General features: G+C 73.7%; 9 protein-coding genes. 2 read left to right on the forward strand and 7 right to left on the reverse strand.

Annotated elements, in window-relative coordinates:
- Positions 1-19: 19 nt before the first annotated feature.
- Positions 20-598, reverse strand: a complete 579-nt coding sequence (locus tag ACZ7DY_RS25965) for a hypothetical protein (protein WP_471138911.1) — start codon at positions 596-598, stop codon at positions 20-22.
- Positions 599-725: 127 nt separating this feature from the next.
- Complete coding sequence (locus ACZ7DY_RS25970) at positions 726-2,786, reverse strand: N-6 DNA methylase (RefSeq protein ID WP_471138914.1); 2,061 nt, start codon at positions 2,784-2,786, stop codon at positions 726-728.
- A 176-nt stretch (positions 2,787-2,962) separates the two neighbouring features.
- Here ACZ7DY_RS25970 and ACZ7DY_RS25975 point away from each other — a divergent pair, with 176 nt between their 5' ends.
- Positions 2,963-3,748 carry a hypothetical protein gene (locus ACZ7DY_RS25975; RefSeq protein ID WP_471138916.1) on the forward strand — a complete coding sequence of 262 codons (786 nt, stop codon included), beginning with the start codon at positions 2,963-2,965 and terminating at the stop codon, positions 3,746-3,748.
- Positions 3,749-3,761: 13 nt separating this feature from the next.
- Here the strand turns inward: ACZ7DY_RS25975 and ACZ7DY_RS25980 are convergent, their stop codons facing one another.
- The 3 genes from ACZ7DY_RS25980 to ACZ7DY_RS25990 are packed head-to-tail and all read right to left on the reverse strand — an operon-like array spanning position 3,762 to position 5,997.
- Positions 3,762-4,511: an N-acetyltransferase gene (locus tag ACZ7DY_RS25980; protein ID WP_471138918.1), complete on the reverse strand. Its 750-nt coding sequence runs from the start codon at positions 4,509-4,511 to the stop codon at positions 3,762-3,764.
- 53 nt (positions 4,512-4,564) lie between these two features.
- Positions 4,565-5,296: an HNH endonuclease family protein gene (locus ACZ7DY_RS25985; RefSeq protein WP_471138921.1), complete on the reverse strand. Its 732-nt coding sequence runs from the start codon at positions 5,294-5,296 to the stop codon at positions 4,565-4,567.
- Positions 5,293-5,997: an MOSC domain-containing protein gene (locus ACZ7DY_RS25990; protein WP_471138923.1), complete on the reverse strand. Its 705-nt coding sequence runs from the start codon at positions 5,995-5,997 to the stop codon at positions 5,293-5,295. Before ACZ7DY_RS25990 ends, ACZ7DY_RS25985 begins: the two co-directional genes overlap by 4 nt.
- Positions 5,998-6,166: 169 nt before the next feature.
- On the opposite strand from ACZ7DY_RS25990, the gene ACZ7DY_RS25995 reads away from it, so the two are divergent.
- A complete protein-coding gene (locus tag ACZ7DY_RS25995; RefSeq protein ID WP_471138925.1) occupies positions 6,167-6,607 on the forward strand; it encodes a nuclear transport factor 2 family protein in 441 nt (146 codons plus the stop codon).
- A gap of 15 nt (positions 6,608-6,622) precedes the next feature.
- Here the strand turns inward: ACZ7DY_RS25995 and ACZ7DY_RS26000 are convergent, their stop codons facing one another.
- The gene (locus ACZ7DY_RS26000; protein ID WP_471138927.1) at positions 6,623-8,662 is read right to left on the reverse strand and encodes an NACHT domain-containing protein; all 2,040 of its coding nucleotides are present in this window, start codon (positions 8,660-8,662) and stop codon (positions 6,623-6,625) included.
- A 36-nt stretch (positions 8,663-8,698) separates the two neighbouring features.
- A complete protein-coding gene (gene mfd / locus ACZ7DY_RS26005) occupies positions 8,699-12,229 on the reverse strand; it encodes a transcription-repair coupling factor (RefSeq protein ID WP_471138929.1) in 3,531 nt (1,176 codons plus the stop codon).
- Between the last annotated feature and the right edge of the window lie 236 nt (positions 12,230-12,465).

Genomic DNA, 12,465 nt, shown 5'->3' on the forward strand with positions numbered 1-12,465 from the left:
CCCTGCGGCGTGCCCGGTGTCACGGTCGGCTGCCGCCTTCCTGCTTGCGCAGGTAGTCGCTGAGCTCGTCGAGCTCGGCCCTGACCTGGTTGATGCGGGCCGGGGCGGGGCGCGCGGGCGGCGGGGTGGGTGCGGCCGGGGGCGGCAGGAACTGCGTCGGGGCGAGCGGGGCCGGGCCGGGGGCGGGCTGCGGGTAGCCGTAGCCGGGCTGCGGGTGGACCTGCGGCGGCGCGTACCCGGCGAAGTGCGGCTGCCGGTGGGCGCTGAAGTACCGGATGTCCGCGAACAGGTAGTAGGCGAGGGCGGCCGTCAGCGTGCAGAGCAGGATCACCATGCCGGCGTTGCCCGGCCCCTGGAACTCGTCCTCGCCCGGGTCGACGCCGATCAGCACGAGGGCCGTGACGTCGAGCGCGGTCACGAGGGCGAAGAGCAGCCAGTCGTGGGCCCTGCGCGTCACGAACGCGATCCGCAGCATCGGCGCCCACGCGAGCATCCCGCAGGTCAGCACGGCGAGCGCCACGAAGACCACGCGCAGCGTCACGTGCGTGCCGCCGGACGGGGGCGGCTGGTGCGGTGGCGCATGGCCGTGGCCGTGCATGGCTGCTCCTGGTACTGAGGACGAACGAATGCGGATTCGAGCGTATAGGCCGACCCGGGGAAGCGGTCCCGGGTTGTACCGAACCGTTGTCGTACTGGTCACGCCGCCGCGGGGCGGTCCGGTTCCGTCAGCCGGGCGGAAGGGTGCCGTCCGTGAGTGCGTCGTGCAGGCCGCGCACCAGCCGCTCGCCGAGCCGGGCGGCGTGGCGCAGCGAGTCCTCGAAGTCGGCGAGGCGGCGGAAGCGTTCGCTGTGGTCGCGCTGGCCGGCCAGGGGCAGCCGGGGCAGCTGGAGGCGGCGGACGTCGAGCCGGGCGGCGGTGGAGGCGTAGCTGCTGGCCCTGCGGTGGTTGGCGGTGCCGCGCAGGAACCCCGCGAGGAACCACGGGTCGAGGGCGGCCGGGTCGGGGCGCAGCAGGGCGAGGCCGCGGCCGAGGACGGCGCCCGCGGTGCTCGTGTCGATGACGCGGGCCGCCGCGCCGCCGCCGAAGACGGGGACGACGACGTCGCCGGGTTCGGTGCGCACCGGGGTCTCCCCCGCGGTCCCTTCGTGGGCGGTGCCGGACGGCGGTCCGCCGGCGAGCACGTCGTGGTCGGTGAGGACGGGGGCGCCGCCGGGCCCGGTGCCGGTGCCGGTGTGCAGCGACAGGGCGCCGGCGCGGGCCAGTTCGCCGACGGTGGTGAGCGGCGGGTGCGGGGTGTCGGGGCCGGCCGGCACGAGGGCGTCCGGGTCGGGGGCGAGGTCGGCGGCCCGGCGCAGCGCCTCGCCGAGACCTTGTCGTACGGTCGCGAGCTCCGGTCCGCCGCCGCCCGCGGTGGCGGGCGGCAGGCGGCGCGCGGGTGTCAGGTCGACCTCGTCGTCGAGGAGTTCGAGCACCGGCACGCTGCGGGCGAGGCCGGGGCGTTCGTCGAGGGTGCCGTGCCGGTCGGCGTGGCGCCAGGCGTCGAGGACGGTGTCCTGCACGGCGGGCCATAGCTGTTTGTCGCGGCCGTCGGCGGCCAGCAGCCCCGCCGTGTCGACGAGCAGCAGTTCGGGTGCGGGGCGCGCCGCCGGGTCGGGCCTGCGCAGGATCCACACGTGCAGGGGGAGGTTGTAGGGCGGGGCGGCGCCGGCGGGCAGGGCGATGACGGCGCGGAGGGCGCCGCGGCGCAGCAGGTCGGCGCGGATGCGGCGGCCCGAGCGGCGGGCGGCGGCGGCCGGCGGCATCAGCAGGACGGCGGTGCCGCCGTCGGTGAGGCGGGCCAACGCGTGCTGGACCCAGGCGAGTTCGGACTCGGCGCGGGCCGGGAAGCCGTACTCCCAGCGGGTGTCGTAGGCCAGTTCGTCGTGGCCCCAGTTGCGTTCGTTGAACGGCGGGTGGCAGAGCACGGCGTCGGCCCTGCGGTCGTCGTAGGCATCCGCGCGCAGGGTGTCGGCGGCCATGGTGCGCACGGTCGCGTCGGTGCCGAGGGCCAGGCGCAGGGCGCTGAGGGCGGCGAGTTCCGGTGAGCTGTCCTGGCCGTACAGGTACTGGTCGGGGCGGGCCGGGACGGCGTGCAGCAGGGCGCCGGTGCCGCAGGCGGGGTCGAGGACGGTGCGGGCGGGCCCGGCGAGCCGCGCCATCAGCTCGGCGGGTCCGGCCGGGGTGAGCGTGTACTGGCGGGGGTTGGCGTCGGTGTGCCGGCCGAGCAGGAACTCGTACGTGCGGCGCGCGCCGAGTTCGGCGGCGAGTTCGGCGGCGGAGCGCAACAGCGGTACGGACGGCAGGAGTTCGGCCGCCTCGGGGACGTGGACGGCGCGCCGGCGCCGCACGCCGAAGCGCATCGTCACCACTTCGTCGAGTTCGCCGGGCAGGAGCTGGGCCAGCCGTTCATCGGAGACGGCGTGCGCCGCGAGCCAGGCGGACGGCCGGTCGCGGATCAGGAGCAGGGCGCAGCCGGTGTGCAGCAGGGCGGTGACGGGGCCGGCGGGGTGGCCGGCGAGTTGCTGCCAGACGCGTTCGCGCAGGGGGACCTCGACGAGCTTGCCCTGGGCGCGCAGCCACTGTTCGACCTCGGCGAGGGCGAAGGAGGGGCTGGTCTCGGTGCCGCCGACGGGGCGGGGGAAGTCGCCGTGTCTGCGGCGCCAGTTGCTGACGGCGGCCCGGCCGACTCCGGCCAGGCGGGCGATCCCGGCGGCGGTGACTTCGGTCGCGTCGTCCCGCGGCGTCATCTCTGGCAGCTCCCCTCGTCGCGCGGGGTCAGTCGCGCGGGGTCGAGCATACCCACGACGCCCTCGTACGGCGGGCTTCACGGGCGGTGACCCATGATTCACAGAAGCTCGTGTTGACTCGGTTCACACTCTCCTGCTGTGATGTCCCCATCGAACGACTCCCTGGGGGATTTCCCATGCATCACCACCTGCGCCCGCGCCGCACCGCCGCCGTGACGGCCTGCCTCGTCGCCGCCACCGTCGCCCTCACGGCCTGCGGGCCGGACTCCGGCGACACGGGATCCGCGAAGGGCTCCGCCGCGAGGAAGAGCGAGACCCCCAAGGGGCCGTTCGCCGGCCTCTCCGGGGGCGAGATCGCCGAGAAGGCCGTCGAGACGACCTCCCACGCGAAGTCGCTCCGCATCTCCGGCGCGGTCACCGACAAGGAGTCAGGACTGACCTCCATGGACATGGCCATGGACACGTCCGGCAAGTGCGCGGGCACCATGAAGATGGGCGGGCAGGGCTCGATCGAGCTGATCATCCCGGGCAAGACCGTCTACATGAAGTACGACGAGAAGTTCCTGCGCGCGCAGAGCAAGGGCGAGCCCGCGGCCGACGTCCAGGCCGCGGTGGACATGTTCGCCAACCGCTGGTCGAAGACGAAGGCGACCAGCGCCGACGCGAAGGAGATCGCCGGCTTCTGCGACCTGGACGTCCTGCTCGCCGAGTTCAAGGACGCCCGTTCGGCGGCCCACAGGGGCCCGCTGACCACCGTCGACGGCACCCCGGCGATCAAGCTCACCGAGCGCGACGGCGCGACGAAGTACACGATCTACGTCGCCACCGAGGGCAAGCCGTACCTGCTGAGGATCGACTCGTCGACCGGCGGCAAGTCCGAGCCGATGAACTTCGGCGACTACGACAAGCCCGTCAAGACGGCGCCGCCCACCGGTGACATCGTCGACCTGGACAAACTCTGAGGGACCGGGCGCCTCACCAACCGTGCCGCACCCACACGTTCGGCTCGACGTACACGCCGTAGCCGCGCGCCGGTTCGCATTGGACCGGCACCAGCGCGCCCGGCACCTCGACGGGCCCCTCCTCGTCGAACGGCAGCCCGGTCCACTCGCGCCACTGCGCGATCGACCCGGACACCGTCATGGAGGCGTGCGCGACCTTCTCGATGACGCCGCCGGCCCGCACGTGCACCCGGAGCCACGGGTCGTGCGGCAGGCCGTCCTCGCGGGTGCGGTACGCGTACTCGTCGATCGGCGCGGCCGGTTCGAGGTGTTTGGCGTTGGGGCGGACCGGCGCGACGAGTTCGGTGAAGCCCCGCGCGCGGGCGTTGTCCCGCATGGCCGCGAGCATCCGCGCGGAGAGGCCCTTGCCGCGCGCCGTCCCGTCGACGGTGATCTCGATGGCGCTGACGGTGTCCGTCTCCTTGCCGTGCCGCAGGTCGGCGAAGGCCCACAGCAGCACCTGGTCCCAGCCGCCGTCGGGCAGTTCACCGCCGGTGCGGGCGCGCAGCGCGAGCGGCACGCTGAAGCCGCGGGCCACGACCCTGTCGCCGTCGGCGGCGTCCGTGGCGACCAGGACGTACTCCGGCAGCTCCGCGACGATCCGGCCGATCAGCGACCAGCCGACGGGGTCGTGCAGGATGAACTCCGGCCAGTCCTCGGCCATGCCCCAGACCGGGCCCGCCAGCCCGGGCCGCTCGGCGAGGGTCGTGATCTTCAGCTCCATGTCCCGCACGCTAGCGCCCGGGCACCGTTCTGTAACGCCCTTTTCCCCGGGGGTCAGCGGGCGTGGAAGCGGCCCGGCGCCGTGGTCGGGGCGTCGCCGGCCGGCAGCTTCTCGTCGGGGCAGGTGCCGAGCACCTTCTTCATGGCGTCCCGTTCGGCGCCGGTCACCCACACCCCGTACTTCTTCTTCACCGCGACCTGCCCCGCCACATAGGCGCAGCGGTACGCCTTGTTCGGCGGCAGCCAGGTCGCGGTGTCGCCGTCGCTCTTGCCGCGGTTGGTGCCCGCGTCGACCGCGAGGAGGTTGAGCGGGTCGTTGGCGAAGGCGATGCGCTTGCTCGGCGCCCACCGGAAGGCGCCCTTCTGCCAGGCGTCCGAGAGCGCCACGAGATGGTCGATGTCGACCTGGCTGCGGCCGCGCCGGAACGTCACGTCCCTGCCCGTGTACGGGTCGGGCGCGAGCCTGCCGGAGGCGACCCGGCACTCCCCGCCCTGATACCTGACGTCCTTCAGGTCGCGCTTGAGGATGTCGTCGCGGGTCGGGCAGTGGTTGGAGTCGGTGTCCGCCCAGGCGGTGCCGAACCTGCCCCGGTCGTAACCGGTCTTGGGGGCGCGGCCCTTGACGGTGAGCGTGTCGACGGCGGCCAGCGCGGACCCCGCACCGGCCGCGGGCCCGCCCGCGCCGCCCTCCTTGCCTCCGGTGTCCTTGGAGTCGAGCTCGCACCCGGTGAGCAGCGCGGGGACGGCGACCAGGGCGAGGAGGGCCGAAGCGGTACGCCGGTTCACCGGACCACCACCGTGTCGCCGAGGGCGACCGGCGCGGGCGCGAGCAGCTCGGTGTGGATGCCGATGCACATGCCGCGGGCGGCGGTGAGGGTCTTCAGGACGCGGTTGTCCACGGGGAGTCCGGGCTGGGCCTGGGTGACCATGACGCACCGCTTGACGCGCTTGAGGCCGCGCAGCCGCAGCGGCTGCCCGCCCCCCGCCCCGCCGACGAGGATCTCGCGGCCGAGCCAGCTCTCCTCGATCCAGGGCTCGTCGGTCTCCACGACGATGTTCTTGCGCAGCCGCCGTACGTCGACGGGGTCGGCGTCGCCGAGCAGGTCACCGAGGGCGCGGAGCGAGGCGGTGCCGACGACGGAGACGGCGGAGACGTCCTTGAGGCTCTCCTCGCCCTCCCTGACCAGCTCGACGCCCTCGCCGAAACGCTCGGGGATCCGCGGGTCGCCGGGGCGCAGCGTGGCGCCGTCCGGTGCGGTGATGACGGGCCCGCCGTCCCCGCCGTACGCCGCGTAGTGCTCCAGGAGGCCGGGAACGCGGCGGAAGCGGGCGTTGTTCTTGCCGCTGGCGAGCTTGCCGTCGGGGTGGCGCAGGGCCCACTCCCGGTCGCCGACGGCACCGCGCGGACCGAAGTCGAGCCGCTCGTGCTCCTCGCCCAGCATCGACTTCACCGGAAACCGGTGCAGACCAACGACCTCGAGCGTCACTGCGCTCTCCCCTCCCCTGGGCGGACTTCGCCATCCCCACCGTAGCGTCCGGGTCTTGCCTCTCCCTCACCGCTCGGGGCGCCATTACCCGTGCGGTAATCGACCGGCCCCCCGCGCCCCGCCAGGATCGGACACATCACCTCAGCCGAACCGACCCCGGGGAGAACCCATGACCACCGAGCACACCACCACTGAACACGCCACCGCCGAGCACACCCGCGCCGTCGTCCAGGAGTTCCTCTCCGCGCGCCTTGCCGGGGACACCGGCCGGATGGCGGAGCTCTTCGCCGACGACGTCGACTGGCTGCTCGCCGAGAACCCCGCCGTGCCGTGGATACGCCCCCGCTCCACCGGCGCCGAATGCGCCGCCCAGTCCGCGGAACTGGCCGAGCACACCGTCCCCGAGGACGCCCGCGCCACCCTGGACACCTTCCTCGTCGACGGCACCGACGCCGTCCTCTTCGGCCACCTCTCCGGCACCGTGCGCGCCACCGGCAAGTCCTTCGAGGGCCCCTTCGCGCTGCGGCTCACCGTGGAGGACGGCCGCATCACCCGCCACCACCTCTACGAGAACAGCCTGTCGATCGCCGAGGCGTGCACGGCCCCTTGAGCCGCCCCGCCGCCCTCACCCGTGACGGTGCGGGCTCCCCGGCCGGCCCGCCCGGACCACCGGCTCGGGGTGGCGCACCAGCCACTCCTGGAACTCGCGGTGCCGGAACTGGTAGGCGATGCCGGAGGTGCGCATCAGGCCCGCGCCGACCGCCCAGTCGAGGAACCGCGCCAGGCGCAGACCGAGCCCGCGCTGCGAGACGAGGAAGACGAGGTATCCCACCCAGTCCCGTTGCAGCGCCAGGATCCCCGTCAGGAGCAGGCTGCCCATGAGCACGTCGGCGGCCTCGGCTCCCCCGGTGGTCAGCGCGCCGGTGCCCGGCACCCCCGCGCAGAAGACGACGCTCCACCAGCCCGCCCGCACGGGCCCGGCGGGCCCGACGGCGGTGCTGTCCAGCTGGGCTGCGGACGCCCACGCCAGTATCGCCAGCGCGAGCCAGCCGAGCAGCAGGAGGCTCAGTGTGTTGCCGCCCCCGCCGCCGGCCGACGCGGGGAGCACCTGCCACACGGCGAACGCCAGGACCGCCCCCACGCCGTACCCCGCGAGGCTGCGCACACTCACCCGCAGGAGCCGGCGCAGCCCCAGCCGCCACAGCGGGCTGCCCGGGGCGGGCATCGCGACCTCCGCAAGCAGCCACCCCGCGTTCTTGCCGCGCACCTCCTCGACGAGCGAGCCGGCCACCACGACGAGCGTGATCGCGGCCATCACCAGCACGTCGACGTCGGTCCGGGCCCGGGCCACCACCAGGGCGGCCGGCCCGGCGGCCAGGACCAGACCCGCGCAGACCACCGCGCGCACCCGGCGCGGCGGCAGCCGTTCGTCGAGCCGGTGCAGCACCAGGTCGGTCTCGGCCGCGCTGCCCGCGCCGAGCAGCACGGCCAGCCGGTGCAGCCTGCGGTGGATGTCGTACGGCCGGTACCGGTCACCGGCTCTGGGCGCGCTGCTCACCGACGCCTCGACGAACCGGCCGAGGAGCAGGTCCGCGACCTCCCCCACGCTCGCCGCGGGCACCAACTCCCCCGGGTCGCCGTCGCGTTCGTACACCCTGCTGGCGAGCGTCAGCCGCCACGGCGTCGACAGCGCCGACGCGAGGACGCCCCGCGGGGCCGCCCGCAGCTCGTCGAGGACCGGCCGCCACAGGCCGGGGCGGCGCGCCGCGCCGCGCTGCCCGAGGAAGCGGACGGCCTGCTCCGGGGAGACCGGGTCGATGTCGATGCGGGCGGCGTCGAGCATGTGGCTGCCGTCCGCCTCCAATGCGTCGTACTGGCGCGTGCGGCAGGTCAGGACGAGCGGTGCGGGGTCCGTGCCGTTCTGGTAGGTGGCGAGTGCCTCCAGCGCGCCGCGCGCCCTGGACTCCGGCGCGGCCACGTCGTCCGCGTCCATCTCGTCGAGGCCGTCGAGCACGGGCAGGACCATCCGTCCGGCCATGACCGCGCGGGCGGACCTCGGCGGCAGGCCGAAGTCCCGTTCCAGGTGGCGGACGACCCAGTCGGACAGCGGCTCGTCCTCGTCCCAGTCGGCAAGGGCGATGAGCACGGCGACCGGTTCGTCCTCCGCCCGCGCCTCGTTGAGCTCCAGGACCAGCTTCCTGGCCAGGACGGTCTTGCCCGCGCCCGCCGCACCCGTGATGACCATGCGGCGCGGGCGCAGGGCGCGGTAGTCCTCGACGACGCGCCCCAGCTGCCCGGCCGGGGTGGCCGGCAGCTCCGCCGCGCGGGCGTGCGCGTAGGGGCGGAAGGTGAACGTCACGTCGATGGCGGCGAGGTCGCCGCCGAGGCTGTGCGTCCACTGCGGTTCACCGACCGAGCGCACCTCGCGGGCGAGCCTGGCGACGGCGGCCGCCTGGTCCGCGGAGGCGCCCGGCCGCGCCCACAGCAGCGCGATCAGGGCGACCACCAGCCCCGGCAGGCCGATGACCATGGAGATCAGGCCGCTGCGGTCGGAGACGCCCAACGCCTCGTGCTCCGGGGCGAGTACGTAGACCAGCGCCCCGGCGACCAGAACGGCGGTCGCGCCCGCCCAGGCGATTCCCGTCCCGCGTCCCCCGGCTGCCATGGTCGCCATGGTGCCGCAGGACGCGGGCGGCGGCCCCTAGGAGCCGAGGATCGATGTCAGGAACTCGCCGACCCAGCCGAGGAGTTCGCGGCCGACCAGCGGCTTGCCGCCGACCTTCGCGGTCTTCGGGCGCGGCACAAGGACCTGCTGGGCGGTGGTCTTGATGACCGTGCCGGGGTAGAGGCGCTTGAGCCTGAGCTCCTGCGACTCGCGCAGCTCCACCGGGGCGAAGCGGATGTTGCTGCCCTGCAGGACGATCTCGCCGACCTCGCAGGCGCGGGCGAGCATCCGCAGCCCCGCCACGAGGAGGAGGTTCTCCACCGGCTCCGGCAACTTGCCGTAGCGGTCGGTGAGTTCCTCGCGTACCGCCTTGATGTCCTCCTCCGTGTTGGCGGAGGCGATGGCGCGGTAGGCCTGGAGGCGCAGGCGCTCGCCGGGGGCGTAGTCGTGCGGGACGTGCGCGTCGACCGGCAGCTCGATCTTGACCTCCAGCGGCGGCTCCTCCTCCACGCCGCCCTCCAGGGACGCCCGGTAGTCGGCGACGGCCTCGCCCACCATGCGGACGTACAGGTCGAAGCCGACGCCCGCGATGTGCCCGGACTGCTCGCCGCCGAGGAGGTTGCCCGCGCCGCGGATCTCCAGGTCCTTCATCGCCACGTACATGCCCGCGCCCATCTCCGTGTGCTGGGCGATGGTGGCGAGCCGCTCGTGGGCGGTCTCGGTGAGCGGCTTCTCCGGCGGGTAGAGGAAGTACGCGTAGCCGCGCTCGCGGCCACGGCCCACCCGCCCGCGCAGCTGGTGGAGCTGGGAGAGGCCGAAGTTGTCGCCGCGCTCCACGATCAGGGTGTTGGCGTTGGAGATGTCGATGCCGGACTCGACGATCGTCGTCGAGACGAGCACGTCGAACTTCTTCTCCCAGAAGTCGACGACGACCTGCTCCAGGGCCTGCTCGGACATCTGGCCGTGGGCGGTCGCGATGCGCGCCTCGGGGACGATGTCCCGCAGCCGCGCCGCCGCCCGGTCGATCGACTCGACGCGGTTGTGGATGTAGAAGACCTGGCCCTCGCGCAGGAGTTCACGGCGGATGGCCGCGCCGATCTGCTTCTCCTCGTACGGCCCGACGAAGGTGAGCACCGGGTGGCGCTCCTCGGGCGGCGTGGTGATCGTCGACATCTCGCGGATGCCGGTGACGGCCATTTCGAGCGTACGGGGAATGGGGGTCGCCGACATGGTCAGCACGTCGACGTTGGCGCGGAGCTTCTTCAACTGCTCCTTGTGCTCGACGCCGAAGCGCTGCTCCTCGTCGACGATGACCAGGCCCAGGTCCTTGAACCTGGTCTCGGAGGAGAAGAGGCGGTGCGTGCCGATGACGATGTCGACCGAGCCGTCGCGCAGCCCCTCCAGCGTCGCCTTGGACTCGGTCTCCGTCTGGAAGCGACTGAGCGCCTTCACACTGACCGGGAACTGCGAGTACCGCTCGGAGAACGTGCCGAAGTGCTGCTGGACCAGGAGCGTCGTGGGCACGAGCACCGCGACCTGCTTGCCGTCCTGCACCGCCTTGAAGGCCGCGCGGACCGCGATCTCCGTCTTGCCGTAGCCGACGTCGCCGCAGATCAGCCGGTCCATCGGGACCGTCTTCTCCATGTCCTCCTTGACCTCGGCGATCGTGGTGAGCTGGTCGGGCGTCTCCGCGTAGGGGAAGGCGTCCTCCAGCTCGCGCTGCCAGGGCGTGTCGGGGGCGAAGGCGTGGCCGGGCGCGGCCATGCGGGCGGAGTACAGCTTGATCAGGTCGGCGGCGATCTCCTTGACCGCCTTCTTCGCGCGCGCCTTGGTCTTCGTCCAGTCGGCGCCGCCGAGCCGGTGCAGCGTCGGGGCCTCGCCGCCGACGTACTTGGTGATCTGCTCCAGCTGGTCGGTGGGGATGTAGAGCCGGTCGCCGGGCTGGCCGCGCTTGGCGGGCGCGTACTCCACGACGAGGTACTCGCGGGTGGCGCCCTGCACGGTGCGCTGCACCATCTCGATGTAGCGGCCCACGCCGTGCTGTTCGTGGACGATGTAGTCGCCGGCCTCCAGGGTCAGCGGGTCGATCGTCTTGCGGCGGCGGGCCGGCATGCGCTGCCCGTCCTTGCCCGCCGCCTTCTGGCCCGACAGGTCGGTCTCGGTGAGCACGGCGAGCTTGAGCGCCGGGTCGATGAAGCCGTAGTCGATGGAGCCGCAGGAGACGTGCACGACGGACGGCGTCAGCTCGCCCAGGTCGCCGTCCAGGCGGGCCGCGATGCCCTCGCCGCCGAGGACCTCCACGGTGCGGGCGGCCGGGCCGTGGCCCTCGGTGACGTAGACGGTGCGCCAGCCGTCGGCGAGCCAGCCCTTGGTGTCGGCGAGCGCCTTCGCGGTGTCGCCGCGGTACGTCTCCGGGGCGTGCATGCCGAGCTTCAGGGTGTGGTCGTCCAGCGCCTCGTCGGCGGCGAACGGGCTCACCGACCACCACATCATGCCCAGCTCGCGCGCATGGTCCCGGATGTCGGCGAGCCCCCACAGGGAGGCCGCGCCCACGTCGATCGGGGCCTCCCCGCCGCCGGCCGTCGCCGCCCAGCTGGCCTGGAGGAACTCCTGCGAGGTCGCCACCAGGTCGGCGGCGCGCGTGCGCACCCGCTCCGGGTCGCAGACCACCGCCATGGAGCCCTTCGGCAGGACGTCGAGCAGCAGCTCCATGTCGTCCACGAGGACCGGGGCGAGGGACTCCATGCCCTCGACGGCGATGCCCTCGGCGATCTTCCCGAGCAGCTCGCCGAGCTCCGGGTGGAGCTCGGCGAGGGCGGCGGCCTTCTCCCGCACCTCGTCGGTGAGGAGCAGTTCACGGCAGGGCGGCGCCCACAGACCGTGCTCGGCGACCTCCAGCGAGCGCTGGTCGGCGACCTTGAAGTACCGGATCTCCTCGACGTCGTCGCCCCAGAACTCCACGCGCAGCGGGTGTTCCTCGGTGGGCGGGAAGACGTCGAGGATGCCGCCGCGCACCGCGAACTCGCCGCGCTTCTCGACCAGCTCGACCCGGGAGTACGCCGCTGCCGCGAGGGCCTCCACGATCTCGTTCAAATCGGCGCTCTCGCCGGGGCGCAGCGCCACGGGCTCCAGGTCGCCCAGGCCCTTGACCTGCGGCTGGAGGACCGAGCGGACCGGCGCGACGATCACCGAGACCGGCCCGGTCTCCGGGTCGTCGGGGCGGGGGTGGGCGAGGCGGCGCAGCACCGCGAGGCGGCGGCCGACCGTGTCGGAGCGGGGCGAGAGGCGCTCGTGCGGCAGCGTCTCCCACGAGGGGTACTCCACCACGCCGTCCGGCGGCAGGATCGTGCGCAGCGCGGCGGCCAGGTCCTCCGCCTCCCGGCCGGTGGCCGTCACCGCAAGGACGGTGCGGCCCGACTCGCGGGCCAGGGCCGCCACCGCGAAGGGCCGGGCCGCGGGCGGGCCGACGAGGTCGACGTGCATGCGGTGACCGTCGGTCGCGGCCTTGGCCGCTTCGGCGAGTGCCGAGTCCTTGACGACAGCGTCGAGCAGACCGTGCAGGCTCATTGAAGGCTTTCCGTCCAGATAACCGGAGTGGGTGGGGCAACGCGAAGGGCCCGGCACGTCACACGGGCCGGGGGTCTCCAGCGTACGACTCCGGGCCGGCCGGCGCGGCCCGGCGGGCGGGGCCGTGCGCGCCCTCCAGCACAATGTCCCGGAACCAATGGTCCGGAAATTCCCGGGGATTCCCGCCCCGCCGGGTAAACCGGATGCCCGCGCCAGGCGTAAAGGCTTCGGGAACC

This window comes from Streptomyces sp. NPDC037013, from assembly GCF_055607265.1.

What these genes read in the sequence shown, in the direction of transcription:
- ACZ7DY_RS25965 (WP_471138911.1), bottom strand. Translation starts at nt 598, where the DNA reads ATGCACGGCCACGGCCATGCGCCACCGCACCAGCCGCCCCCGTCCGGC.
- ACZ7DY_RS25970 (WP_471138914.1), bottom strand. Translation starts at nt 2,786, where the DNA reads ATGACGCCGCGGGACGACGCGACCGAAGTCACCGCCGCCGGGATCGCC.
- ACZ7DY_RS25975 (WP_471138916.1), top strand. Translation starts at nt 2,963, where the DNA reads ATGCATCACCACCTGCGCCCGCGCCGCACCGCCGCCGTGACGGCCTGC.
- ACZ7DY_RS25980 (WP_471138918.1), bottom strand. Translation starts at nt 4,511, where the DNA reads ATGGAGCTGAAGATCACGACCCTCGCCGAGCGGCCCGGGCTGGCGGGC.
- ACZ7DY_RS25995 (WP_471138925.1), top strand. Translation starts at nt 6,167, where the DNA reads ATGACCACCGAGCACACCACCACTGAACACGCCACCGCCGAGCACACC.
- ACZ7DY_RS26000 (WP_471138927.1), bottom strand. Translation starts at nt 8,662, where the DNA reads ATGGCAGCCGGGGGACGCGGGACGGGAATCGCCTGGGCGGGCGCGACC.
- mfd (WP_471138929.1), bottom strand. Translation starts at nt 12,229, where the DNA reads ATGAGCCTGCACGGTCTGCTCGACGCTGTCGTCAAGGACTCGGCACTC.